Raw genomic sequence first — 24,162 nt, 5'->3', positions numbered from 1 at the left:
CATATCATTTTTTGGCAGCCTGCTCTTATTATGTCAATAAATTTCACCTAAAACATTCATCCGCCCTTTCCTGAGCGTGACATTCCCCAAAGTCTGTTCAAAGAAGAAACCAGTAAAATTCCGAGCGCCAAAGCCCCGGCGATTCCCAAAGTGTGTAGTCCTGTCTCCAAAAACATTTGGGTATTTCCGGCGATGCAGTACTCCATCGTATAATAGATTCCACCGCCCGGCACCATGGGCAACAGAGCGATCAACAAATAGCCGGTTACCGGCACCTTATGAATACGAGCCATAATCTCTGAATAAACCGTGATCGCCACTGTCGCAATAAAAAATTGTACGATGTCATTTTGTAGTGGACGGAATAAAAGATATACAAACCAGCCAATTGCACCGCCAAGAGAGGTAAAAAGATCCGTTTTCCCCGCACATTGAAGACGATACAAACGGCCATACAGGCGACAAACCCATAAAAGCAGGGCAAATATACGTCCATTCTCACACCCCCCAAATCAACCTTGGCACCATGAGTGCAATACCGGCGCCGATGGCAATCGCGGTTGCAACTAGCAGCGATTCTACAAAACGGATCAGTCCCGCAATCAAGTCCCCCGCCATGATGTCTCGCATAAAGCTGGTAATGACAATTCCGGGAACCAGATTCATCAAAGCACCGATGATAATTTTGTCCAAATTCGCGCCAAATCCCATTTGAACAGCAAACATGGCAATAGCCGCCGCGGTACAGCTTGCAACGATGTTGGTAAAAAATGCGTTTGCCTGAAAGCGTCCCATCAAGGAGTTCACCAGTTTTACACCTGCACCACAGAAAAGTGAACAGAATGCGTCCGCCAAAGTCCCCCCATAGAACAGCGTAAAGGAGAATGCGACCATCGCAAAGGCAGCCACTTGCGTCCCAAAATCGTAAACCGGGCGGCGGTTGATTGTTTCAATCTCTTCCCGAATACTTCCCACATCCGGGCACAGGCGGCAAATACGGCGGCATAAGTCGTTTGCACGGTCTACTTTGTCCAGGTCTGTCACACGTGTATACAGGCGCTTGATTCTGGTGATCGATTTTCCTTCCGGCGTTGTGATCGTTACAAAAATACAAGTGGGAATGGCAAAAATCTCGCCGGTATCCACCCCGTATGCACGAAAAATGCGCTGCATGGAATCCTCCACGCGATAGATTTCCGCGCCGTTGCGCAGCAGCAGATACCCAACTTCTGTTGCAGCGCTAATTAGATCATCGTAATTCACACTCCCGCCCCCTGACCATTGCGTTTGTTGTAATATAGTAAAATACAAACTTAGTTTTTAAAAAATTATATAATTATATATTTTAAATAATATTTTTAAACATATATAAATATTATAATCTGTATTGACATAACTCATTTTAAACCATACAATTATAATAAATATTTCATGTACGGAGGGGATTCCCATGTTTTTATTGTTTAGACAAATCTATTATGACAGAATACGCAGATAATCCTTGCCATAGTACGTCTATTACCTCACATGACGAATATAATTTTAAATATCTATATGGAAATTTGTGATGGAAGGCTTATAGTATGAAGTCAAAATGGGTCCTCGGCTTTTATACCATCATTGGACTTTTTGCGGTCTATCTGGCCGCGATTCTTCCCAACTACAATTTTATAACGCTCTCCCGCTCCACGGGGGACGTCCGTGTGGAATACCTGCGCAACTACAATGGGGAAATGCCGCGCTTCTCTTCGGAGCTCGCTCATTTGTATACGGAAGAGGAAGCCTTTGAAATAAGCCACTCCCCGGCCTTCCAAGGGAAGATTGTCTCCATTCGAAACATCCGCGCCCTATTTCACGGAGAAAGCTCCCTCTTTGATACTTTTGCGATTGCAAACGTTCGCGTTGAAAAAGTTTTCTCCGGGGAGCTCTCTGTGGGGGATACCGTCCGTATACTGCTCCCCTGCCCGATCGCGCGGAATATCTGGGTGGAGCATATGGACATCGTCTCCCAATGCCGGACCGGTATGCGGGGGATTTTCCTCCCTCAGGCGCTAGGCGGTTCCGACTTTCGGGAAAAGGGCGGAGCGGTTCTCTATTTTTCTGACCTAGCGGACTATGCGTTCCACGCCGGGTATATGGATCTCTTTTTAGAGACGCGGGACGGGCTTGTGTTCAATCAAGAAATCTACACGTCCCTGTCCCCGGATGCTACACTAAAAGAAGCGGGGGAATATGTAGCTGGAAAGATTCAGTCCTATTAGATTATAAAAGAAGCTGGAGAGGCGTTAACGGAAGAGGGCCGTTGACGCCTCTCCTTTGTTCGAACAAGAATGCATAAACTATATTTACTTCGTAAACGCCTCTAAGTACGCGCGGAAAGCCGACGGCAGGGCATATTCCTGCTGCAACGTCTCTCGTCCCACCCAAGTAAACCCTTCTGGACGCGCCTTTAAATCCACCCAATAACCGGTCATATGCCACTCCACATGGGAGAAGATGTGTTTTGCTGCCGGCATAAGCTTTACTTCCTGGGGCTGCACGCCCCATTCCTGCAACTGTTCCATCGACCCCTCCAGGTTTCGTTTTCCTTCCGCGGAGGGAAGTCTCCCACATCCCCGCCAAAAGGCCGGTGGTTGGCCGCCTGCGGATTCCCAACTCGCCGTCGCACACCAAAAGGAATACGGTCCTCTCCTCTACCCGGCGGGCCTTCTTTTTCGCCTTAATAGGGAGTTCTCGCGCAACCCCTTGACGGTAACCCTCACACAAGGCGTTCAAGGGACAAACCAAGCATTTTGGCTCTCCTCCCGGTACACAGACAGTCGCGCCGAGTTCCATCATAGCCTGGTTGAAATCCCCTGGGCAATCCTTCGGCAGAACCCTTGCCATACGCTGTGCAACATCCCGTTTCACGTTGGGGTCTGCAATGTCATCCCAGCCAGCAATCAAGCGCATCACTACCCGGAGAACATTCCCATCCACCGCCGGAACCGGTATTCCATAGGCAATCGAGGCGATCGCCCCCGCCGTATAGGGGCCGATTCCGGGCAGCTTCAGCAGGGATTCGTAATCCGGTGGCAGAGTGCCGTCAAATTGTTCGACCATGACACGCGCCGCCCGTTGCAGATTGCGCGCGCGGCTGTAATAGCCGCAATCCTTCCCAAAGCTTCATCAACTGCTGTTCCGGCGCCTGCGCCAGAGCGGGTACAGTCGGCAGTGCCTCGTAGAAAACGGGCAAAGTAGGGCTTTACAGCCTCTACACGGGTCTGTTGCAACATGATCTCTGAAATCCAAACGCGGTAGGGAGTGGGCTCTTCGCGCCGAAGGCAATATACGGGCATTTTGTCTATACCAGGTTAAAAGCGGCTCTACAATCGCCAAGAGCGTATCTGTACTCATCGCTTCACCTCATATAAGGTTTTCCCATCCTTAATCGTTGCCAATACGCGCAAGTTTCTAAGTTCCTGCGGGTCTACTTGTAGGGGGTCCCGATCCAGAATTACCATATCCGCTCGTTTTCCCGGGCGAATAGACCCCTTTTCATGTTCCTCAAAGTATTGATACGCCGCATAAAGGGTCACTCCCTTTAGGGCCTCCAGCACCGTAACCTTCTGCCCTTCCCCCAGGATATAGCCATTCTTGCTCACGCGGTTGGCCGCACACCAAAGGGTCTCCAACATATTTGGCTGTATAACCGGGGTGTCCTGATGGAACGTATACACAACACCGTTGTCGATCGCCGAACGTACAGGGCTGATCGCTGTTCCGCGCGCTTCGCCAAAATTTTTCACATGCACGTCTCCCCAATAATACGTATGCGCTACAAAGAAGGAAGCGATCATGCCGAGCCTCCCCATCCGAGCCAGCTGATCGGGACGTACCAGCTGGGCATGAATCATCACGGGCCGTATGTCCTCGCCGGTCATTTCTCTTTCATATGCGTCGATCATCTGCTGTGCTGCTGCATCACCGTTGCAATGGGCTAAAATCTGCATATGATCTTGTAATGCCTGCCGCATGAACGAGCACACTTCGGCATCCGAATGGACCGGATAACCGCAGTAGCCGTCCGGCGCATCTTCATATGGTTGACTCATCCATGCGGTTCGCCCTTGTGGAGAGCCGTCTAAAAACACTTTATAACCGCCAATTTTCAGGTGGTTCTGATAGTTCCTACAATACGATGGGTATTGTGAAACAATCTTCCGGTTGTCCGGTAAGTCTGGATACGCCACCACATCCAACTTCAAACGATTTTGCTCTGCCAGGCAATGCAAGAGCTTCCACTCTGCTTCTTTCGTAAAGCCATCCTGTGCCGTCGCAATCCCATTTTTTAGATAAATATCCTGCGCCTGTTCCATTTGATGCATGCGAATTTCCAAGGATGGTTGCGGGATTTTCGCTGTATATCCGGTGAAAGCTGTCTCCTCCAAATATCCGTTTGGCTCCCCATAATCCGACTCCCGGCCGATAACGCCGCCCTCTGGATCGGGGGTCTCGGATGTAATTCCCAACGCTTGTAAACCTGCGCGGTTCATCACGCCCATATGCCCGGATGCATGCGTCACCACCACGGGAAATGGATATTTGTCCAAGAGGCTTTTGTCCGGATGCCGGTTCTCTTTTAAATCGTTGTGATCGTAACCGAATGCGGTCACCCACTGGCCCGGCGCTGGTTTTGTCCGTTCCACAAAAGCATCCAGCCTCTGGACGATTTCCTGAAAACTTTTGCATCCGTTTAAGTGGACCAGGCCCAGCGTCTGTGCAAGCGCGGTGATATGGCTGTGCGGATCAAGAAAGGCAGGCAACAAAACGGCCCCGTGTAAATCCACCAGCTCTGTGTTCGCACCCTTGCCCGACAGAATTTCCTCCCGGCCGCCCACCTTGCGAATTACCCCATCTTCGACCAACACGGCCTCCGCATAAAGCGGCTCCTCCATTGTCAAAATGGTCCCGTTATAATAAATGGTTGTATCCATATCTTCCCACCTTCTTCTGTTCGATCAATCGTATCATGTTCCAAGGATCGTTGCAATAAAGACTTTTTCTCTGCATAAGAACTTGTGAATAAATCAGCCGCGGCAAACAGGCCGCGGCTTTAGCTTTCTAGGATTTGTGCATAATATGCATTTTTATATTGGCATCCTTTTGAAAACGACTTTCATTCGCTATTCCGGGAATCACAAATGCAGCCTGCGTTTTAACTCTTTTCGCATATTGTCTCCCTCAAAAAGAATCAGTGCCGCCAAGGAAATGACACTGCCCGCCACACAAATCAAAGAAGGATATACAACCTGAAGCATCCCGCGCACATAGAACACCACCGGGACAATTGCAAACAAAGCAGCGATGGTAAAATACACAATAAAACTGCCTAAATTGAGCTTAAACACCCGTGCCGTGATCGCCAATACCAGCATGGCCACCACACATGTGATGGGAATGACATAGTCGATCGACCAACCGTGCCAACCGGTTGAATAGTCCCAAAGGACAGTCAATACACAGACCACAACCACCTGATACAAGATACTCTTTGGGACGTTTCTCCGGTAATGAAAGGCAACGGTAAGGCTGCATCCATGCGCAGGCCAGCCCAGCCAAAACAAACAGGGACCACCAACCGTGCTGTGGAAGAATCAAGTTAATTACCACGCAGGTTACAGCGGCAACCACGGATACCAAGATCAAGATGCCGAAAAAACAGGCTGTGTTTATGCAATGTATCGGGAATCCTCGGAAATACGTCCCCTCTTGTATCCTCCGTCCCAGTTTCCTGGAGCATCCCCTGACACAGTGGGCAACGGGTCCCATTGCCCGTCACAGTCGTTTTACACTTGGCACAGTATTTCATTTGGTTCCCCCCTCCTCTGTCTCAAATGGTACATTTGCCGTAATTTCCACGGGAACGCCCATGCCAGTGAGGAAACGGAAGAAATTTTTCTGGATGTCCGTGCTGACAAATGGCGCCGTAAAACTCGCGGTCAAGAGGTCGCCAAACGAACACATACACACCTGCAGGCGGCTCGTACTGACAAACACATCGAACAGGCGGATATACTGCGCCAATTCCGGCGGCATCACAATCTTTCCCACATTGGAAATCGCTGCGGTCTCCTTGCGCGCAGCAAGGTCATAACCGATCCGCATGGTGAGATCTTTTACAACCAAAGGTGCAACGCGCGCCACCGGGTTAAAATCATATTGAACAAACTGGTTCAGCCGCCCCTCCATCTTCTCCTGCGTCAGCTCGGTTTCAAAGGTCTCGTGCAAACTTGCAATCACATCCTCCAACCGGTTTGACTGTTTTCGAAAATGATAGCGGGCTTGAATGACGCTGAAAAAATTGCGGGCGCTTCCGGAGGGAAAATAACTGCGCAAATTGACCGGCACCGCCAAAACAACCGGACGTTTTTTGTGGCGCATCGCCATCTCTTTTTCGATGGAACACATCAGAATCGCTGCACAAAATTCCGTCAAAGTCGCTCCGTAGGCATGCGCTTCCTTCAGGACAGCTTTTACCGGCATCACGCCCTCGATCACGGCAATACGATTCTCCGGCAGGCAGGGCCCCCGGAGCCTATATGCATTCGGGGAATCTTCGTGCTGCTTGCGCGTATGGGTGTAGTATTTGCGGAAACTGTCGTCCATTTTTTCGGTGGCCGACGCATCGTAATCAATCGCAGGCAATCCGCCGGCAAAGCGGTCCGCATGCCGTACAGTCAGATAATGGTATACCAACACACGCAAAAATTGAACGGCGCCCGTCCCATCCGTCAATGCATGGTAAACTTCCAGATTGATCCGGCAGCGGTAATAGGTCACTTCAAAGAGCAGGCCCCGGCTTCCCTTCTCATACAACGCACTGCACGGGGGCCGGTATTCTTCGCGAACAACGGGCTGTTCTGGGACTGTCTTCCAGGTAATACCAGAACATCCCCCGGCGCAATGTACACCGGTAACCGGAAAAACCTCTAATGCGCGCTCCAACGCCAATTGTAAAGTGGGCGGGTCCACGGGTTCGGTCAACTCACAGGAAAAGCGAAACACCTTGGTATCCGCTTTGTTGCTGGTACACGGGAAAATCTTCGCCGCATTGTCCAGCCGCCTCCAATCCGCAGATTTCTTTGCTTTCACGCTTGCGGCACCTCACTCAAAAAACGGTTGATGATTTCATAGCACTCCTTGACCTGTGGAAAGCTCGGCGGCAAAAAAGAAAAGAATCCGTGTAGGCCGTCTGCAATGCGGTGCAATTCCACACGGTTGCCGAATTTTTCCAGTTTACGTGCATACTCCTCTCCCTCATCGCGCAGCGGATCGTATTCCGCTGCGATAACCAGCGTATCCGGCTGGTCCGCCAGGCTTTTCGCCAACAAAGGCGCAAAATACGGATTGCGTAGATCCTCCGGGCAGCTCATATACAAATCCATATAATCGCAGATCCGCTTCGAGGTCAACAGATAATCCGTTCCATTCTCCCGAACAGAGTCAAAGAACGAACGCTCCGTATGATCATTATATGTTGCAGGATAAATCAGGATCTGCTTCTTTGGCAGGAACTCGCCCCGGTCGCGCGCCATCAACGAGACAACCGCCGCAAGGTTGGCTCCTGCGCTGTCCCCGATCAGGGTAATATCCTCCGCAGAGGTTTCCAATAGTCCTGTATTCAGATAGATTTCCCTCGTCACGGCATAACAATCTTCAGGTGCAGCAGGAAATTTGTGTTCCGGCGCCAAACGGTAATCCACCGAAACCACCAGACGGTTGGTCAGGCGGGCCATATTGGCACACACCTTGTCATAAGAATCGATATTCCCCAGTACCCAACCACCGCCGTGGAAAAAAAGCAAAAGTGAGTGATGTCCCTCTCCAGGGGGAGAGAAAATCCGCACTGGTACGTCGTGATCTCCACAGGGGACCTTGTGATCCCAGGTTTTATAGAATGGCTTCAAATAGTGATAATGGGTTACATTTGTCACTTGACGCCCCCATTTATAATTGCGTTTGATGTCAATATCCGGGTAAGAGAGCGCCTTCAAAGCCGCCATTACAAACTTATTGATCGCCATCGCCGGTCAGCCCCGTCTACCGCCGAAGCGCGTTTGTCCCAACGGCTGATCGACCGGGCGCTTGCGCACAGGCTCTGTCCGTTGGAGGATGGTCGAAGGCGTTTTGTCACGCTTCTTTGCAGAAGGCCGCGTCTGCATTCCACGTCCACCGGGAACCGGTTCGCGGTATTGGCGCGGCTTTTTGCCTCCCTCGGTCTTGCTCAATAGCGTTGGGCGTTGCTTGGGTAAGACATCCTGCAAGGACGGAAACTCTGTAAGGGCCTCCGCCCGTTTTCCACCAGCTGGCTTTGGGAAAATGGAGTTGGGCTTTCGCTGTGTTTGCATTTGGGGCTGTGTCTTTTGTTGCACCTTTGGGGCCGGAGGCGTCAAAGCCGTCTTTTGCGTAGCCCGTTGCGGTGATTTCTTGGATTTGGATTCCTGTCTCTGCGCCGTCTCTTCCTTTTTCTGTGGCTGGGGCTGCTGCCTGACAGGACGCTGCCCACGGTTCCGGCGCAACTCCGACTTCGGTGTCGGTGTAGTGATCTGCATCGGATAGGGGTGTTCCGGCACTTCGGTCACCTTTTTTCCGATCAACTTTTCAATCCGGTCAAAATCAGCCTTCTCATTGATATCGCAGAAAGAGATGGCAATCCCAGACATCCCAGCCCGGCCGGTCCGCCCGATGCGATGTACATAAGTTTCCGGCACTTCGGGAATGTCGTAATTGATGACGTGGGAAAGCTCTTCAATATCGATACCCCGTGCAGCAATATCGGTTGCAACCAGCACGCGGGTTCTATGCTGTTTGAAATCGCCGAGGGCCTTTTGCCGCGCATTTTGCGATTTGTCCCCATGGATGGCGGCTGCCCGTATCTTCGCCTTGGTCAGTTCGCGTACAACACGGTCCGCGCCGTGCTTGGTGCGCGTAAATACCAAAGCCGATTCAATTTCCGAACTTTGTAGGAGATGGATTAACAAGCGCCGCTTGTTCTCTTTATCGACAAAATAGACGCTCTGTTCAATTGCCTCCACCGTAGTCGCCGGCGGCGTGACGGTAACCTTGACCGGATTGCGCAGAATTGTATCTGCCAGTTCCTCAATTTCCTTCGGCATCGTGGCGGAGAACAATAAAGTTTGCCGCTTTTTCGGCAACTTTTCAATGACCTTTTTGACATCGTGGATAAATCCCATATCCAGCATACGATCCGCTTCATCCAGCACAAAGATCTGTACATCCTGTAGCTTGATGAATCCCTGCGCGATCAGGTCATTGAGACGTCCCGGGGTTGCTACTAAAATGTCAATCCCTTTTTTAAGCTGTTGCACTTGTGGATTCTGTGGTACTCCGCCGAAAATCACACAGGTTTTTAAAGGAAGAAACCGGCTATATGCCACAAAACTCTCCTGAATCTGAAGGGCCAATTCCCTCGTCGGGGTTAAAACAAGGGCGCGAATCTTCTTTGGAGAGACACTTCCCTGTTCGGCAAGAAGCTGAAGGATCGGCACAGCGAAAGCAGCCGTCTTTCCCGTGCCCGTCTGGGCGCATCCCAAAAGAATCCTTCTTTTTTAAAACAGGAGGAACCGCTTGTTCCTGTATGGGAGTTGGATTTACATAAGCCTCCTTCTTTAAGGCGTTCAAGATGGATGGAATAATCCCCAATTGTTGAAATGTCATACCTATTCCTTTACAAAATATATTTTTCAGGGGAGTGCGATACACGTCCGTTTGCTTTATACAGGCAATCCTTTCAAAAGAAGTACCCGGAGACAACATTCCCTCTCGCAAAATTCATTTGATATATACTGCGTTTCAATGTCGGTTGCGTACACAGCCGTTGGACAAAACGATCTTTTCGCGCAAACCATCGCATTCCCCTATAAAAACGGGCAGCTGGCGAAACCTCTTTCCTTGTATCTCACAAGAGCTCTCGCTCGGGGCATTGTTTTTCTCCCCCACAGCCTGCCCGCAGACCTCAAACTACATACACAATAAGTGTGTTTACGTTATTATAGCGCAGAACAGAAAAATATTCTACCCCTGTGCCCGCTGTAAAGTACTTTTATGAGAAAAGGCCGGGGAAACTCCTCCTTTTCTGGGATTTATGCTATAATGTTTATCGTGATACTTTTAAAGGGGTTCTAAAACTCATAAAAGCATAGAATGGAACAACATCGAAATGGAGTAGGTTATGAAACAAGAACGTACATATCCGCGGGTTGCAGTTACCCGCAAAGCGGAAAACAGTATCAAATCCGGCCATCCGTGGATTTATCATACCGAGCTGGTCGAAGGCGAAGCCGGCTGCAACGACGGTGCACTTGTGGACATTGTTAGCCCGCGCGGGCGTTATTTGGGGACTGGTTTTTTCAACAGTCATTCTAAAATTCGCATCCGCCTGCTCTCAACCAATGCAAACGATCATTTTGATGAGGCCTTTTGGGAACGCCGCCTGCGTTACGCCTGGGAATACCGAAAAACGGTCATGGGCGATGATCTCTCTTGTTGTCGCGTTATTTTTGGAGAAGCAGATTCTTTCCCCGGGCTGACCGTGGATCGTTTTGGAGACATTCTCGTCGCGCAAACGCTCAGCCTCGGTATTGAACAGCGCAAATCCCTACTGTTTCCCATGCTTGCCCGTATCTTGCGCGAGGATGGACAGGTAATTCGCGGCATCTATGAACGCAACGACGTCTCCATTCGTGAAAGAGAAGGGATGCAGCAAAATAAGGGGTTCTTTCCGCTGGAGAATCTGGCCACTCCGGAGAGCACGCAAACAGAAATTGTTGAAAACGGGATTCGTTATTTGGTCGACTTCGAAAACGGGCAAAAAACAGGTTTCTTTTTGGACCAGAAATACAACCGGCAAGCGGTCGCTAGACTGAGCCGCGGCAAGCGTGTGCTGGATTGCTTTACGCATACCGGCTCCTTTGGATTAAACGCCGCTATGGGCGGCGCAGTCCACGTCCATTCCGTCGATATATCGGAAACAGCTGTGGAGATGGCCCGTGAAAATGCCCGCCGGAATGGACTTTTAGATGTGATGGACTTCGAGGCGGCCAATGTGTTTGACCTGCTTCCTTCCCTGCCCTGCGGCGCTAAAAGCGACTACGATTTTGTCATTCTAGATCCACCTGCATTTACAAAATCGCGTCAAACGGTAGAGCATGCGATGCGTGGCTACAAAGAAATCAACCTACGTGCAATGAAGCTCCTTCCCCGAGGGGGGTATCTCGCAACCTGTTCCTGCTCACACTTCATGACAGATGCACTTTTCCGGGACATGCTCCGCAGCGCGGCCTTTGACGCGGGCGTTTCCCTGCGGCAAATCGAGGCCCGCCAGCAATCGCCCGACCATCCAATTCTTTGGAACGTCCCGGAAACGGACTATTTAAAATTCTATCTGTTCCAAATTGTGTGATGTATTTTATGATTCCCTTTGGCCGGCAATCCAAAGGAGGCCATTGAAACATTCTCTGGACGACCTTCTCTCAAACCGGCTTTGACCTCAGCCGATGGGTGGGCGCAATCTTTTTCCCTGGTGTTCTTCCCAGCTTCTATCCATTTTTCAAGATCTACGGCTTCCCCTGTCCTGCACTTGGTTCACGGGCATCTTTTAAGAATGGCTGATGGAATCCACTACAAGACCACCGGGCTTTGAATCTGCCTTAAAATCCTATGGGCCGCACAACTCTCGCCAGCTTTTTAAGGCAGCAAAATGCATCCAAGCAGCATATTTCCGTACAAGCAGCGTTTCCTCATTTCCCATGGGAGTATAGGAGCGCTGCTTTTTTATGCGTCTATGGGCGCAATGGACAAAAAACTTTTGTTCCCTGTAGTTTTCGCTTCAAAAACCGTAGTATATCGATGAAACCGGAAGGGAGGCGGTACGATTGATCGAAGATGAAAAAATTATTGCGTTGTTTTTTGAGCGTTCCGAACAGGCCATACAGGAGCTGGATATAAAATACGGAAGCGTGTTCCGCAAGCTTTCCTACAACATTTTAAATAACCGGCAGGATACGGAAGAGTGCGTCAACGATGCTTACTTGGGAGCATGGAACGCCATTCCACCAGCAAAACCTCATCCGCTGCTTACCTATCTTTGTAAAATCGTTCGAAACATTTCTCTGAAAATGTATTATAAACGAGGAGCCGCGAAACGAAACAGCCTTTACACAACCGCTATGCAGGAAATAGAAGAATGTTTATCCGATCCAAGCACAGTGGAGACCAAAATGGAGGCAAAGGAACTGGCGCGTATCCTCGAACATTTTTTAGATACCCTAACGGCCGAAAACCGCATCATCTTTTTACGGCGCTATTGGTTTTCTGACAGCTATAAAGAGATTGCCAGACATATGGGACTCACCGAAAAAAATGTATCCGTTCGGCTTACCCGCATCCGGCAGAAGCTGAAACAATACTTGACGGAAAGGGAGGTCTTTATATGAATGCAAAACTGTTTTCTGAGGCCATGAGCCAGCTTGACAGCCCATATATCGTGGAAGCCCTCGTGGAACATAAGCCGAAGCCGTTTCGGATTCGCTGGTGGAAATTTCATAAAATTGCCGCCTGTATTGCAGCAGTCGTCCTCATGGCCCTATTTTCTTTCGGAACAGCTTTTGCGGTAAGCGCAGAGTTCCGGCAAGCCCTCACCTCATTCCTTTTTCCAGCCTATACAGAGCATGAATTGTCTGAGATCGATGAAGGGCACAGAACCGGTTCGTTTGATCTGGAAGATACCCTGTTCACCTTCTTAGAAAAATTCAATCGGGAACAACTGGTAGACGGCGTAACCGTAAAAAAAGACCATGGTTTTGACTATGTAGTTCTGCACCAGGAGAACGATTCTGCAAGTGTCATCGTGGAATGCAATCCTCCAACGGACAAATTATTGGTTCTCATGGAAAAGCAGGATTATAAAGAAACAACCGGTTTATGGCAAGTAGTTGCTTACCAAATCATCGATTACAAAACGGCAAATGATTGGATTGGTAAACAGCCTTAAAAAACCGGTGATAGGAACCTCTCTTTCACAGAGAACCGGATTCGATTCATCTCCATCCAAAGGGGATGTCTCCGGCATTGCGTATGGGATACGCAACTTGGATGAATGCCTTTGGAGCAAAAGGACACTTCCCATATTCTTTTCTTTTTTTATTGTATGTGCTACAATACCAGCAGCTTTATTAGGGAAGGGGTAAAAATATGCCGGAAATCATCATGCTTTGCGGACCGTGCGGTTGCGGGAAAACAACCTATGCAAAGACGTTACAGGCACGCGGAAATACCTTTGTTCTATCCAGTGACGATCTGATGCCTGACTTTATTTGACGCCTGTATCGGCCGGGAACGCCATCAGGACATGGAACGCCGGTGTAGAAGTTTTCTCTTGCGGCAGGCTGAATCCCTTTTTGCCCTGGGCCTCGATGTTGTGCTGGATTTCGGCTTTTGGAACCGAAAGGAACGCCTGGATACCAAACAGTATTTCTGTAAACAGGGAATTCCGGTCCGATTGATCGTTTTAGACGCCCCCTATGAGATTATCACCCGCCATTTGGAGCAGCGAAACCGATTGATCGAAACCGGTAAACTCCGCGCCTATCCGATTGATGAAGAAAAACGCAAACGATTTTCCTCCTGGTTTGAAGAACCCACCCCCGATGAGATCGACGAATATATTCATATTGTAGAATAAAGCAAAGAGCACAACGAGTCCTTTCGACTTGTTGTGCTCTTTTTATCTATGATAAGGTGGGGCTTGTTGGAAGCCGTCCGGATGGGCGGGCACTGGATATAGATCTTTATAGAATAAGCGGCACTTTCATTTATTTTCTAGCATTTTGTCCTCCAGTGTCGCGCGATCCAACACGCCCCATTCCCGCCAGATTTATTCGCTGCGCAAAGCGTCAATCGGATTCAAATTCGCCGCCCGGCGCGCCGGCATATAGCCAAAGATTACGCCGATCCCTGCAGATACCCCAAAGGAAACCAAAATGGCACTCACCGAAGGGGATGCATCAAATCCAATAATCCCGCTTGCCACCGAGGTTAATACGCAGCCAATTGCAATTCCGACAATACCGCCCAACGAACTGGTGACACCTGCTTCAATGACGAATTGCTGTAGGATGGTACGCCGCTTTGCACCGAGAGATTTACGGATACCGATCTCACGTGTTCGTTCAGTCACCGATACCAGCATGATGTTCATGATTCCGATGCCAGCAACCAATAGCGAAATGGCGGCAATGCCTACCAAAAGCATTGTCATCATGTCCGTCATAGAAGTGACCATCTCCAACATCTCGGAAAGGCTAGTTACATTGTACAGATCCTCATTGAGGAAGATTTCATACAAAAAGTCTTTGAGTACCGTTTTAGCCTCTTCCATATGGTCTACATTCGTTACGGTAAACACATAGCTGGATATATCTGCGCTAAAGGAAAGTTTTGTCGCCACCGAATAAGGGAGATATACGCAATCGTCCGAGGACCCCTCCTCTGAATCTGCCTTCTCCTGCAACACGCCAACCACTGTATAGGCTTCTCCGTTGATCTTGAGAATTTGATCTAATGCGGATTCCCCTGCAAAGAGGTCCTGCGCAACATAGGAACCAATCACACAGACTTTTTGCCGTGAAACAATATCCGAATACTGGATAAAACGTCCTAAAGAGAGCTCCAACGCCTGAATGGACAGATAATCTTCCCCTACGCCGGAGATGGAAGCTGTTGTGGAACTCTCCGTGCCATTCTTGATGGTCCCTCGAACCGAAACCATTGGGCTCATCGCAGCAAACAAATCCTGTTGTTCATCCAGGAATTCATACATGGTGTCAACATCCACGTTTCGGGTGTCCGTATTGGTGACAGATACACTTACTTGATCCGTCCCCAAATCGGAAAAACTGTCCGAAATATAGTTTGTCATCCCCTGCATCAAACTGACCAGGATGATAACGGATGCCACACCGATGATGATCCCGAGCATGGTTAGGAAGGAGCGCATTTTGCTGCTTGCGATGCTTTTGAGCGCAAGCCTAAAGGATTGACTCATAGGCCTTCACGTCTCCGTCAAATATAATTTTTCCATCGCTGATCTTGACCACGCGCTCGGCCTCTATGGCAATGGAATTGTCGTGGGTAATGATGACCACGGTGTTGCCCTCCTCATGCAACTGCTTGAGGAAGTCGAGAACCTCCCGGCCTGTCTTTGAATCCAACGCGCCGGTGGGTTCATCTGCCAAGATCAAGGAAGGATTTCCGACCAAGGCGCGTGCAATGGACACGCGCTGTTGCTGGCCGCCGGAGAGCTGTTGGGGCATGTAGCGCCACTTATCGCGCAGTCCCACTCGTTCAAGCGATTCCAAAGATCGCTCTGTGCGCTCCTTTTTCCGACCCCCGCGTAAACAAGGGGCAGCTCTACGTTTTCCAGCAGGTTCTGCTTGGGAAGCAAATTATACTGTTGGAATACAAACCCGATGGTCTTGTTGCGGATTTCCGCGAGGCTGTCGTCCTTCATCTCGCTTACATCCTCGCCGTTCAAGATATATTTTCCCTCTGTTGGCACGTCTAGTGCCCCAATGATATTCATAATGGTAGACTTTCCGCTTCCAGATTTGCCAACAATGGAGACGAATTCTCCGGGATAGATGTCTAAGGAAATCCCGTCGTTTGCACGCACCACCATATCGCCCATCTGATAAATCTTATAAATATTTTGCAGCGAGATCAGGGGCTGCGTCCCGGTCTGTGTCTGTTTCATCTTAGAAACCACCTCCCGGTCCGCCGGGGCCACCGCCGCCAGGCATACCACCGCCGCCAGGACCTCCGCCGGGCATTCCGCCGCCACCAGGCATACCGCCACCGGGCATCCCGCCCATTTCAATCATGACTGTACTGTCTGTTGAAGTGGTCGGATCGATGTAGACGACATCCCCCTCAGAAAGACCATTCTGAATCTCTACATAATTTTCGCTGATTAAGCCGGTCTCTACCTCTACCGACCGGAAGCCCGCCGGAACGTTGCCTTCCGCTTCGGTCACGCTGTCATCCTTTACATAGACCACATTGCCGCGCTGCAATGCTTGAGCCGGGATTGCCAGTACATTTTCTGCTTCGTCAATGATGATTTCTCCATTGACGTTCATGCCGGGAAGCAAATCCCCCACCTCGTCCATCTGGACGGTCACGGGATATTGGGTAACGCCATTGCTTGATGTGCTTTCCAAGCTGACATTTGTCACTTTTCCTGTGAATGTTTCTCCTTCAAATGCATCCACCGTGACTTGCACCTTTTGGCCAACTTCTACATCTAATACGTCGAGTTCATCCACATACATGTCAAATGTAAGAGCAGACATATCGTAAATCACGGCCATGCTTGCGTTGCTGTCGTTTCCACTCTTCAATGTATCTCCAGCCTTTGTGTTTTTCACGATCACTTGGCCAGAAATCGGCGCTGTTATTTCATAGTCCTCCAAGCTGTCTTGCGCATTCTCCAAATTGGTCTGGGCATCCTCTACACTCTGCTCTGCTGACTCCAACGAATCCTTGACAGTCTGCAACGCGTCGTCTGCCGACTCCTGGGTATAAGTGAACAAAGCCGCCCCTTCGTGCACATAACTGCCTTCCTCGACGTTCATCGAAGCAATGTCTCCACCATACTCGGCTGTGATCGTCTCTTCCAGCTTTGCTGTGAAGGTTCCGTCGCCGCTGCATGTCACACCATTAACCGTCGCGGCCGCTGTGCTGGAGGTTGAAATTCCTCCGGGATTTCCGACCTCAATGGTCACCATGCGGACCACGCTGCCACCGTTGAGTGTTTGTTCCATAGAGCTAACGGCTGTTACTGTACCGTTGACGGTTTCATAGGTCTCCAAAATCTGTACCTGTGCTACATCGCCCACTTTGATTTTACTGGCATCAGCGCTTAAAAACGGCACTTTGAGTACCATCGTTCGGTCGTTATATAAATCGACCAACTTATCGCCGCTCTTAACAGTGTCTCCTACCTCCACATAGACCGTTTGAACATAGCCCTCTTCTGGGGAGACATAGTCGAGAGATTGATAATCCTCCGCGGCCTTGTTGTAATTCTTTTGCGCCTCTGCATACTTCTTTTCGGCACGTTCCAAACTGGTTTGAGCCGATTCAATTTTTTCATCCACATCGCCAGTGTCAATGCAATAAAGCACATCTCCCTTTTCAACCTGGTCACCCTTTTCGAAATCTGCGCGAATCACCTCTCCTGAGACCAGGGAAGTGATGGTATATGTATCCAGGGCGGCCAGTGTACCCGAAGAAGAAATAGACGACTGAATCGTCTGCCGTTCAACTGTGGCGGTGCGGGTCGCATCCTCCATATTCGGCCCTTCGGGTTTCCGGAATACACGGAATCCAGCAAAAGCAAGAGTAGCAACCAGAACCAATGCAATCAATACCTTAATAGGCTTTTTCCATTTGGGCCGTTTTCCATCTGGCTGGTTCTTCCTGCGGAAAAAGGAACGTTTGGGCCTAAGATTTTCCAATTCCGCCGTATCAAACTTCACATCATCCGTATCAGTCATCGAGCAGATACCCCTTCAATACAAAATTATAGTTATCGGGATCGGTTGTGTTGGTTTGGTCGTCATACACCACCGTTATTTCATCCCCAACATGGACCTTTCCCAATGTAGAAAACGCATACTGCATCTCTTCACTCTCAATGGTATACTTAGTTCCCTCCACATAGACAGCTACCGGCGTCATCGAGCTGGAATTGTCGTAGACGATTCCTGTCACCTCGCCGCTTGCGCGATCATCCTGATAGACCCATACGGTACGGGTCTTGCTGCTGTAATAAACGATATCGTCTTCTTCCACGCTGTTGTAGTCAAGGTTATAACCTACTTCGCCATCGATGATATAGGTTGCGTTTTGCTCGCTGAAGGGCAAAATCTTTTCGATATCCTTGCTAGCAGTCACACGAATAGGGCCGTTAATGTTGTTATCCGACAGCTTCAAATAATTGATTTCCCCATCGCTGTCCAGTTCACAGTCAAAAATTTGTCCATACATTGTTCCAGATTTTGTATTCGCTTTGAGGGTATTGTAAAGCAACGCCTCACAGTTGGACATGGTCAAATTGGATTCCATGGTCACCAACGCCAAGCCTTCGTCCAATTCTTTTGCATAGTACATGGAGGTGCGTCCCTGGGTCTGATCGCCAGTAAAGTCCTCATTGGTATAACCCAACAAAGCCAACACACCATAAACCGCTTCGCGCAACTTCACCGGTTGGTCAGGTTTAAAGGTTCCGTCGAGATAACCAGTCATCCATCCCTGTTGCGCCGCAATATTGATTGCAGCAGCGTAGGTGGAATCCGTAGGCACATCGCTAAATCTACGGTAATTGACAGTTGTTCCCGTTTTTCCCTTAAAAGAAGAAGTATTTAGTAACAACTGTGCAAACTGTGCCCGCGTCACCTCAGCGTTGGAGGCCACCAACACCGAATCGGTGATTCCTAAGTTGGATAGCACCTTATCCGAAGTATCCACAGACGCGGCGATTCCCTGCGCTGGAATGGAGAGTGTCAACATACCCATAGCCAAAAGCATGGACATGGTTCGTTTCCATGTATGATTCATCTTAATCACCTCATCAAATTTTTCACAGATTATCTTCCGGCGAGCAAAAGGGTCCCTGCGATTCCCGCCGCCCAGACTGCTACCCCCAAAAGAGCTGCCAAAATTGCCCATCGGTGCGTCTCCCAAAAAAGGGGAAGACGCGCGATCCACTCCCTGCGCTGCAGAAATCCATTCATGGATCATACACCCCTTTCTCTGATGCGGCATAGAAGCCCTGTAACTTCCCGCCGTTTGTACGGTTCTCATTATAGGGAAAAAAGCTGAAATTAACCTGAAAAAAATCCCACTTCACACAAGTTTAAGGGGGCCTTCACATGTTCGTCACAGGCGACGGAAAATGTGTTACAATTGAAAAAGGGCTTCTTAAGGACTTTATCCTTTTTGGAGAACGATGTTCGTTTACAAAATCAGGGAATCGTCACATTTTCAGCAAATACCGTTCACACCTCTTTTGTACTCTTATTGTGGAAAATTGGGCTTTGGCCGACTTTTGATATTTTAGGAGGGGAAAAATCCTATGAAAATACTATTGATTGAGGATGAAAAGGCTTTGAGCGACGCGCTTTGTCAGATATTCAGCAAAAAACGTTGGGAAACCTTCGCTGCTTACAATGGGGAAACCGGTTTAGATGAAGCATTGACCGGTATCTATGACATCATCCTGTTGGACATAATGCTTCCCAAGCTAGATGGACTCACTGTTTTGCAGCGTCTTCGCGCCGCTTCTATCTCCACCCCAGTGTTGCTGCTTTCTGCCAAGGGAGAGATCAGCGATAAGGTCGCGGGGTTGGACTGTGGTGCGGATGATTATCTGGCAAAACCGTTTGCAACCGAAGAGTTGTTGGCGCGTATTCGCGCCATGACCCGCCGGCGCGGAGAACTGATCTTTGACGATACCTTACAGGTGGGCGATCTCACCCTAAATCTGGCCAACTATACCCTCTCCCGTGGCGATCAACGGGTTCAACTGGCCAACAAGGAGTTTGAGATCATGAAACAATTTTTTTTACATCCGGATACCATTCTCAACAAAGAGGAACTCTTAACCAGACTCTGGGGATTTGAAAATGGAGCTGCTGGAAACAACGTCGAAGTTTATATTTCTTTTCTCCGGAAGAAGTTGACTTATCTGTGTTCCCGTATGCGCATCGCGTGCATTCGAAATGTGGGATACCGCTTGGAGGAGCCGCTATGTTTCGAAAACTAAAATGGAAATTGGTTCGTTTCAATATGGCTCTTTTGAGCCTGGTATTCGCTGCCATCTTTGCCGTAACCGCTGTCCTGATGATCGTGGCCAGCGACCGGCAAACACAGATGTCCCTAAATGCCGCCCTTCATTTTCCCGAAGGGCAGCATCAACCGCCACCAGTCATGGGGATTATCCGCGTGATGTTCGATGAAAAACAACAAATTGTCTCTTTCAGCGCGCCGCCAGACATCTCCGGAGAGTGGGTACAGCAGATTTCCGAGTTGGCACAGAAACAACAGCAACAGCAGGGAAATTTCTCGCTCGACTCATACCACTTTGCATATGCGTTCGACGAAACCCATGCGCACTTGGTCCTATTAGATCAAACCGGCCCGCGGGCTATGCAGCGAAATGTTCTGTTCATTTTATTTGGAGTCTGTCTTTTAAGCCTTCTTCTGTTGTTTGGATTGAGTACGCTCTTTGCATCGCGGACGGTACGTCCTGTCCAAGAGGCATTTGAGCGGCAAAAGAATTTCGTTGCAGACGCCTCGCATGAGTTAAAGACACCACTCGCAATTATAAACGCCAATCTATCTGTTCTAGAGGAAAACGGCGCTGAATCCGTCGACAGCCAAAAGCAATGGATTTCCGCTATGCGCGTTCAGATTACCCGTATGAGCGGTCTTATCAGCGATATGCTGACGCTCGCCAAATTGGATCACGATCAAGATGCCAGCCCCACGCGAACAGTGGACTTTAGCCGCCTAGTGACTGGTTGTCTGCTCTCTTTCGAAGCGGTCGCCTACGAAAAAGGGGTTGCCATTCATTCCCAAGTTTCCGAACACCTCCTTGTGAGAGGAAGTCCGGAAAAGTTTTCCCGGCTGGTAGACATTCTTCTCGACAACGCCGTTAAGCATGCCCCACCGGGAGGCACGGTGAACATCGGGCTTTTCCGCGAAAAGAACCGCGTGATTCTTCGTGTCCAAAATTCTGGGGAAGAGATTTCTGCAGAAGCGCTTCCCCATGTATTCGATCGTTTCTACCGTGCAGACAGCGCCCGTTCGCGTGAAACCGGCGGTTATGGTCTGGGCCTTGCAATCGCAAAATCGATTGTCGAAGGTTCCCACGGAAAGATTTCCGTAGAAAGCACCAACGGCCATACCATCTTTTCCGTCGATTTTTCAATGGATACGGAAGCTCATGCGAATCTATAGGATCATTCTTTCAATCAACGATCTTATCAGCTGAAAACATTGAGGCCCCAGGAACCGGCTGGTGAAGCTGTCCTTCATGCATGCAATGCCATATGGATCTCAAGCACGCACTTTGCCATCCGACAAAGTCATTATGAAACGTGATTTTTCAGTTTGATCTATCCACGAGCCTGATTTACTTCGATATCTATAGATAAAAACCTGATCTGTTTACAATTCCATGTGATATGTGTGATGCAATTCGCGTTATTGGACGCCATGTCCAACTATCCTCTTTTAAATACTCAGCACAATCGACAGGCTACGGCTCTATTGCGTCCAAAAGGATCTCCATTTTCTATTCCCTATTAAAACTCCTTTTAACCCTCTAGTACTATCAGAGCTTTTCGGGCTAAAAAAACAAAGGGGGTATCCCAAAAGCCATGAAATGACTTGAAGGATGCCCACGTTTTTTAGAAACGCAGATATTTTTCCAAACAGAAAGAGGATGCCCCTTTCCTATGAATCCAAAGATTCGTAGTTTGGGGACACCCTCTTATCGAAAGCGAGTTACCTCTATACTTTTTAAAATCGACTTCTCTGTTATATCTATTCTTCCGACCACGCCACACCAATCACATCCAGGCCTATATGAATCGCCAACACCGGGCCTATGGTGGCATGTGAGATGGTCACCTGTGGAAACCGCGCGCGGATACGTTCTCTCAGCGCGGGTGCCATGTAAGCGCTACCCAAGGACTCGATGATGACCTCTTTGACTTTCTCCGGTACACGATCGGCCAACGCCTGCATCTGTGCATTACGGCCACGCGCTGTTCCTCCCGAAATCAGGGCGCCTCCGTCCTTTTCCAAGCACAGAATCGGTCGGATATTGAGAATAGAGCCTACAGACTGGCGTACAATACTCAGCCTCCCACTTTTGCGCAAAGCATCCATGTCCTCTACAGAAAAGGCTATGCCGGTCTTTCCACGTTGCTCTTTGATCTGCGCCACAATATCCTCCAAAGGATATCCTTGACGAATCAAAGCAGCCGCGCGCTTGAGCAGCAGCGCCAAGCCCCCCGCCGTTGTCCGGGAATCCACCACACGCACTTTTTCAGCGTCTACCGCCTTTGCAGCAATACAGGCACTGCTGTAAGCGCCGCTCAGTCGTGAGGAAATTACCAGGCAGAGCACCTCGCCCCCCTGATGAACAATGGCCTGAAAGATTCCGACAAAATCCGCTACAGAAGCCTGTGCTGTTGCACAGATCTCCTGATGCGCAGCAATTTGGGGAACAAAATCGCCATTTTCATCCGCATAACTCTCTGCATAGGACTTCCCAGCAAGAATATAATGCATCGGCACTAAGCGAATTTTCAGCTTTTCCGCCTCCGCCTTTGTCAAATAAGCCGTGCTGTCCGTCACCAGTGTAATCATCCGTTTCCCGCCCCCAGTCTGCGGAAGCGGTTATAACGGTTGTCGAGCAATTGTTGAATGGGAAGCGTTGCATTATGAGAAAGCTTCTCATACAGTTCGGCCTTTAAGCTCTGATATACTTCTTCAAATTGGTTCTGCTCCTCCGGAATGACTTTTTCAATAATGCCAAATTCCAGCAGGTCTTGCGCCGTCATGCGCAGGCATGCAGCCGCCTCCCGCACCTTAGAACTGTCCTTCCAAAGGATACTCGCACAGCCTTCAGGCGAAATCACCGAATAGACGGCATTTTCCAGCATCCACACCTCATCGGCCACCGCAAGGCCCAACGCTCCGCCACTGCCGCCTTCGCCAATGAATATGGAAAGTATCGGCGTCTTAAGAGTCATCATCTCGTAGAGATTTTCCGCTATGGCCTGCGCCTGTCCACGTTCCTCCGCTGCAATGCCGCAGAAAGCTCCGGCTGTATCGACAAAACAGACCACAGGACGATGAAACTTCTCTGCCAGCTTCATCTGGCGAAGTGCTTTCCGATACCCCTCCGGGTGAGCGGAACCAAAATTTCGGAACAATTTTTCCTTTGTATCATGGCCGCGCTCCAGTGCAATGACCGTAACGGGCAAGCCGTTCAGGCGGGCAATTCCCGCCACAATCGCCTTGTCGTCTCCAAAGCGGCGATCGCCATGCATCTCGATAAAATCCTCAAAAATATGATTGATGAAATCCGTTCCAGTCGGCCGCCCTTTGGCACGGGCCGCCTGTACACGCTCAAATGCTTCCATTGGACGCTCCTCCTTCCGGGGTTACGCCGTGCAATGCCAACAACTTTGTCAACACTTCTTTCTGCGCGCTTCGCTGGACCACTTGGTCTACGAACCCCTTCTCAAACAGAAACTCCGCACGCTGGAATCCTGCGGGCAACTTTTGCCGCATCGTCTGTTTGATGACACGCGGCCCCGCAAAGCCGATCAATGCATTTGGCTCTGCCAATGTGATATCGGCTTCCATTGCAAAGCTTGCCGTCACCCCACCGGTCGTCGGATCGGTCAACACAACCACATAAAGGTTACCAGCATCGCTGTGGCGTTTTACCGCACCGCTGGTCTTTGCCATCTGCATGAGGGAAAGGGTTCCCTCCTGCATGCGTGCACCGCCAGAAACCGTAAAACCGATTACCGGGAGGGAATGTGCTGTGGCATATTCAAACAGGCGGGTAATTTTCTCACCCACAACAGTCCCCATACTTCCCATCATAAAATACGGCTCCATCACAAAGAGGCAACACTTCATCCCACCGATGCGCGCCGTACCGCAAACAACGCCTTCCTTTTCTGCACTGTCCAGATACGCATGTTTCAGCTTACGATCATAATTTGGAAAGCCAATCAGATTGCGGGAACGCATTCCTGCATCGTGCTCTTCAAATGAATCCTCATCGGCAATCAGGCTGATTCGCTGCCGCGCATTTACGCGAAAATGATGGCCACACTTGGGGCAAACATGCAGATGATCGTTTAATTCGCTGGTAAAGAGCATCGCCTTACACTCCGGACAGGAGATGCATAATTCGCTGGGAATATCCGGAGCGGGGGACTTGGTGTATTTGTCGTACGATTCCAGGTCGTTCTTTGGTTTCTTAAACAGATTTTTCGAAAGCATCCA

At 49.5% G+C, this 24,162-nt stretch carries 25 protein-coding genes and 2 pseudogenes; 9 read left to right on the top strand and 18 right to left on the bottom strand.

Translation table 11 applies throughout. The annotated features are described in order from the left end of the window. Positions 1–56: 56 nt before the first annotated feature. The gene (locus tag ACGCCZ_RS01535) at positions 57–446 is read right to left on the bottom strand and encodes a threonine/serine exporter family protein (RefSeq protein WP_411655116.1); all 390 of its coding nucleotides are present in this window, start codon (positions 444–446) and stop codon (positions 57–59) included. Between the two features lie 52 nt (positions 447–498). Beyond that, a complete protein-coding gene (locus tag ACGCCZ_RS01530) occupies positions 499–1,263 on the bottom strand; it encodes a threonine/serine exporter family protein (protein WP_054323963.1) in 765 nt (254 codons plus the stop codon). Between the two features lie 320 nt (positions 1,264–1,583). Between ACGCCZ_RS01530 and ACGCCZ_RS01525 the strand changes: the two genes are divergently transcribed. Next, a complete protein-coding gene (locus tag ACGCCZ_RS01525) occupies positions 1,584–2,261 on the top strand; it encodes a hypothetical protein (RefSeq protein ID WP_054323962.1) in 678 nt (225 codons plus the stop codon). Between the two features lies 1 nt (position 2,262). Here the strand turns inward: ACGCCZ_RS01525 and ACGCCZ_RS15790 are convergent, their stop codons facing one another. The 8 genes and pseudogenes from ACGCCZ_RS15790 to ACGCCZ_RS01485 form a co-directional block, all read right to left on the bottom strand. Continuing rightward, positions 2,263–3,102 (bottom strand): hypothetical protein, encoded by an 840-nt coding sequence (locus tag ACGCCZ_RS15790; RefSeq protein WP_425117353.1) that lies wholly within the window; start codon positions 3,100–3,102, stop codon positions 2,263–2,265. Next, positions 3,051–3,338 carry a hypothetical protein gene (locus ACGCCZ_RS01515; RefSeq protein WP_411655115.1) on the bottom strand — a complete coding sequence of 96 codons (288 nt, stop codon included), beginning with the start codon at positions 3,336–3,338 and terminating at the stop codon, positions 3,051–3,053. The genes ACGCCZ_RS15790 and ACGCCZ_RS01515 overlap by 52 nt, the downstream gene beginning before the upstream one ends. Positions 3,339–3,392: 54 nt before the next feature. Beyond that, positions 3,393–4,976 (bottom strand): amidohydrolase, encoded by a 1,584-nt coding sequence (locus ACGCCZ_RS01510; RefSeq protein WP_411655114.1) that lies wholly within the window; start codon positions 4,974–4,976, stop codon positions 3,393–3,395. Positions 4,977–5,177: 201 nt separating this feature from the next. After that, positions 5,178–5,606, bottom strand: coding sequence for a DUF6320 domain-containing protein (locus ACGCCZ_RS01505; RefSeq protein WP_411655113.1), 429 nt, complete (start codon positions 5,604–5,606; stop codon positions 5,178–5,180). Positions 5,607–5,637: 31 nt separating this feature from the next. Beyond that, positions 5,638–5,811 (bottom strand): annotated as a pseudogene (locus tag ACGCCZ_RS01500) (hypothetical protein); the annotation flags it as partial. A 36-nt stretch (positions 5,812–5,847) separates the two neighbouring features. Then, on the bottom strand, positions 5,848–7,134 hold the full coding sequence (locus tag ACGCCZ_RS01495; RefSeq protein ID WP_411655112.1) for a hypothetical protein: 1,287 nt from the start codon (positions 7,132–7,134) through the stop codon (positions 5,848–5,850). Next, a complete protein-coding gene (locus tag ACGCCZ_RS01490) occupies positions 7,131–8,060 on the bottom strand; it encodes an alpha/beta hydrolase (RefSeq protein ID WP_411655125.1) in 930 nt (309 codons plus the stop codon). Before ACGCCZ_RS01490 ends, ACGCCZ_RS01495 begins: the two co-directional genes overlap by 4 nt. Positions 8,061–8,072: 12 nt before the next feature. After that, the gene (locus ACGCCZ_RS01485) at positions 8,073–9,596 is read right to left on the bottom strand and encodes a DEAD/DEAH box helicase (protein WP_411655111.1); all 1,524 of its coding nucleotides are present in this window, start codon (positions 9,594–9,596) and stop codon (positions 8,073–8,075) included. Between the two features lie 638 nt (positions 9,597–10,234). Between ACGCCZ_RS01485 and ACGCCZ_RS01480 the strand changes: the two genes are divergently transcribed. From ACGCCZ_RS01480 to ACGCCZ_RS01460, 5 genes are all read left to right on the top strand, one after another. Continuing rightward, positions 10,235–11,464: a class I SAM-dependent rRNA methyltransferase gene (locus ACGCCZ_RS01480; protein ID WP_411655110.1), complete on the top strand. Its 1,230-nt coding sequence runs from the start codon at positions 10,235–10,237 to the stop codon at positions 11,462–11,464. Between the two features lie 472 nt (positions 11,465–11,936). Beyond that, positions 11,937–12,497 (top strand): RNA polymerase sigma factor, encoded by a 561-nt coding sequence (locus ACGCCZ_RS01475; protein WP_054323955.1) that lies wholly within the window; start codon positions 11,937–11,939, stop codon positions 12,495–12,497. Beyond that, positions 12,494–13,054 (top strand): hypothetical protein, encoded by a 561-nt coding sequence (locus ACGCCZ_RS01470; protein ID WP_411655109.1) that lies wholly within the window; start codon positions 12,494–12,496, stop codon positions 13,052–13,054. The genes ACGCCZ_RS01475 and ACGCCZ_RS01470 overlap by 4 nt, the downstream gene beginning before the upstream one ends. A 200-nt stretch (positions 13,055–13,254) precedes the next feature. Continuing rightward, positions 13,255–13,380, top strand: a complete 126-nt coding sequence (locus tag ACGCCZ_RS01465; RefSeq protein ID WP_411655108.1) for an AAA family ATPase — start codon at positions 13,255–13,257, stop codon at positions 13,378–13,380. A 31-nt stretch (positions 13,381–13,411) separates the two neighbouring features. Further along, a complete protein-coding gene (locus tag ACGCCZ_RS01460) occupies positions 13,412–13,744 on the top strand; it encodes an AAA family ATPase (RefSeq protein ID WP_411655107.1) in 333 nt (110 codons plus the stop codon). 192 nt (positions 13,745–13,936) lie between these two features. Here the strand turns inward: ACGCCZ_RS01460 and ACGCCZ_RS01455 are convergent, their stop codons facing one another. From ACGCCZ_RS01455 to ACGCCZ_RS01435, 5 genes and pseudogenes are all read right to left on the bottom strand, one after another. After that, on the bottom strand, positions 13,937–15,040 hold the full coding sequence (locus ACGCCZ_RS01455; protein WP_411655106.1) for an ABC transporter permease: 1,104 nt from the start codon (positions 15,038–15,040) through the stop codon (positions 13,937–13,939). Between the two features lie 49 nt (positions 15,041–15,089). After that, positions 15,090–15,814 (bottom strand): annotated as a pseudogene (locus ACGCCZ_RS01450) (ABC transporter ATP-binding protein). 1 nt (position 15,815) lies between these two features. Continuing rightward, complete coding sequence (locus ACGCCZ_RS01445) at positions 15,816–17,618, bottom strand: HlyD family efflux transporter periplasmic adaptor subunit (RefSeq protein ID WP_054323952.1); 1,803 nt, start codon at positions 17,616–17,618, stop codon at positions 15,816–15,818. Next, positions 17,611–18,681, bottom strand: coding sequence for an S-layer homology domain-containing protein (locus ACGCCZ_RS01440; protein WP_411655105.1), 1,071 nt, complete (start codon positions 18,679–18,681; stop codon positions 17,611–17,613). Before ACGCCZ_RS01440 ends, ACGCCZ_RS01445 begins: the two co-directional genes overlap by 8 nt. A gap of 29 nt (positions 18,682–18,710) precedes the next feature. Continuing rightward, positions 18,711–18,857: a hypothetical protein gene (locus ACGCCZ_RS01435; protein WP_158089022.1), complete on the bottom strand. Its 147-nt coding sequence runs from the start codon at positions 18,855–18,857 to the stop codon at positions 18,711–18,713. A 205-nt stretch (positions 18,858–19,062) separates the two neighbouring features. Here ACGCCZ_RS01435 and ACGCCZ_RS01430 point away from each other — a divergent pair, with 205 nt between their 5' ends. From ACGCCZ_RS01430 to ACGCCZ_RS01420, 3 genes are read left to right on the top strand one after another with little or no spacing between them, the layout of a single operon-like run. Then, on the top strand, positions 19,063–19,218 hold the full coding sequence (locus ACGCCZ_RS01430) for a hypothetical protein (protein ID WP_411655104.1): 156 nt from the start codon (positions 19,063–19,065) through the stop codon (positions 19,216–19,218). Beyond that, on the top strand, positions 19,199–19,888 hold the full coding sequence (locus tag ACGCCZ_RS01425) for a response regulator transcription factor (protein WP_085533700.1): 690 nt from the start codon (positions 19,199–19,201) through the stop codon (positions 19,886–19,888). The genes ACGCCZ_RS01430 and ACGCCZ_RS01425 overlap by 20 nt, the downstream gene beginning before the upstream one ends. Next, complete coding sequence (locus ACGCCZ_RS01420; RefSeq protein ID WP_054323949.1) at positions 19,873–21,084, top strand: sensor histidine kinase; 1,212 nt, start codon at positions 19,873–19,875, stop codon at positions 21,082–21,084. Before ACGCCZ_RS01425 ends, ACGCCZ_RS01420 begins: the two co-directional genes overlap by 16 nt. Positions 21,085–21,672: 588 nt before the next feature. Here ACGCCZ_RS01420 and ACGCCZ_RS01415 read toward each other — a convergent pair. Genes ACGCCZ_RS01415 through accD form a run of 3 tightly spaced genes read right to left on the bottom strand, consistent with a single transcriptional unit; the run spans position 21,673 to position 24,159 of the window. Beyond that, positions 21,673–22,503 (bottom strand): DegV family protein, encoded by an 831-nt coding sequence (locus ACGCCZ_RS01415; protein WP_054323948.1) that lies wholly within the window; start codon positions 22,501–22,503, stop codon positions 21,673–21,675. Next, positions 22,500–23,282 carry an acetyl-CoA carboxylase carboxyltransferase subunit alpha gene (locus ACGCCZ_RS01410; protein ID WP_054323947.1) on the bottom strand — a complete coding sequence of 261 codons (783 nt, stop codon included), beginning with the start codon at positions 23,280–23,282 and terminating at the stop codon, positions 22,500–22,502. The genes ACGCCZ_RS01415 and ACGCCZ_RS01410 overlap by 4 nt, the downstream gene beginning before the upstream one ends. Continuing rightward, the gene (gene accD / locus ACGCCZ_RS01405) at positions 23,269–24,159 is read right to left on the bottom strand and encodes an acetyl-CoA carboxylase, carboxyltransferase subunit beta (protein ID WP_054323946.1); all 891 of its coding nucleotides are present in this window, start codon (positions 24,157–24,159) and stop codon (positions 23,269–23,271) included. The genes ACGCCZ_RS01410 and accD overlap by 14 nt, the downstream gene beginning before the upstream one ends. Between the last annotated feature and the right edge of the window lie 3 nt (positions 24,160–24,162).

This window comes from Anaeromassilibacillus sp. SJQ-1, assembly GCF_046693725.1.
In the GTDB taxonomy this organism is placed as follows: Bacteria; Bacillota; Clostridia; order Oscillospirales; family Acutalibacteraceae; genus Anaeromassilibacillus.
The sequence above is the reverse complement of the archived record's forward strand: the minus strand, read 5'-3'. Positions and strand labels throughout refer to the sequence as shown.

Bases quoted from the DNA above. Each gene is read 5' to 3' on its own strand.
- ACGCCZ_RS01525 (WP_054323962.1), top strand. From the start codon at position 1,584: ATGAAGTCAAAATGGGTCCTCGGCTTTTATACCATCATTGGACTTTTT.
- ACGCCZ_RS15790 (WP_425117353.1), bottom strand. From the start codon at position 3,102: ATGGTCGAACAATTTGACGGCACTCTGCCACCGGATTACGAATCCCTG.
- ACGCCZ_RS01515 (WP_411655115.1), bottom strand. From the start codon at position 3,338: ATGCCCGTATATTGCCTTCGGCGCGAAGAGCCCACTCCCTACCGCGTT.
- ACGCCZ_RS01510 (WP_411655114.1), bottom strand. From the start codon at position 4,976: ATGGATACAACCATTTATTATAACGGGACCATTTTGACAATGGAGGAG.
- ACGCCZ_RS01480 (WP_411655110.1), top strand. From the start codon at position 10,235: ATGAAACAAGAACGTACATATCCGCGGGTTGCAGTTACCCGCAAAGCG.
- ACGCCZ_RS01470 (WP_411655109.1), top strand. From the start codon at position 12,494: ATGAATGCAAAACTGTTTTCTGAGGCCATGAGCCAGCTTGACAGCCCA.
- ACGCCZ_RS01465 (WP_411655108.1), top strand. From the start codon at position 13,255: ATGCCGGAAATCATCATGCTTTGCGGACCGTGCGGTTGCGGGAAAACA.
- ACGCCZ_RS01460 (WP_411655107.1), top strand. From the start codon at position 13,412: ATGGAACGCCGGTGTAGAAGTTTTCTCTTGCGGCAGGCTGAATCCCTT.
- ACGCCZ_RS01455 (WP_411655106.1), bottom strand. From the start codon at position 15,040: ATGCTCGGGATCATCATCGGTGTGGCATCCGTTATCATCCTGGTCAGT.
- ACGCCZ_RS01445 (WP_054323952.1), bottom strand. From the start codon at position 17,618: ATGACTGATACGGATGATGTGAAGTTTGATACGGCGGAATTGGAAAAT.
- ACGCCZ_RS01440 (WP_411655105.1), bottom strand. From the start codon at position 18,681: ATGAATCATACATGGAAACGAACCATGTCCATGCTTTTGGCTATGGGT.
- ACGCCZ_RS01435 (WP_158089022.1), bottom strand. From the start codon at position 18,857: ATGAATGGATTTCTGCAGCGCAGGGAGTGGATCGCGCGTCTTCCCCTT.
- ACGCCZ_RS01425 (WP_085533700.1), top strand. From the start codon at position 19,199: ATGAAAATACTATTGATTGAGGATGAAAAGGCTTTGAGCGACGCGCTT.
- ACGCCZ_RS01420 (WP_054323949.1), top strand. From the start codon at position 19,873: ATGTTTCGAAAACTAAAATGGAAATTGGTTCGTTTCAATATGGCTCTT.
- ACGCCZ_RS01415 (WP_054323948.1), bottom strand. From the start codon at position 22,503: ATGATTACACTGGTGACGGACAGCACGGCTTATTTGACAAAGGCGGAG.
- ACGCCZ_RS01410 (WP_054323947.1), bottom strand. From the start codon at position 23,282: ATGGAAGCATTTGAGCGTGTACAGGCGGCCCGTGCCAAAGGGCGGCCG.
- accD (WP_054323946.1), bottom strand. From the start codon at position 24,159: ATGCTTTCGAAAAATCTGTTTAAGAAACCAAAGAACGACCTGGAATCG.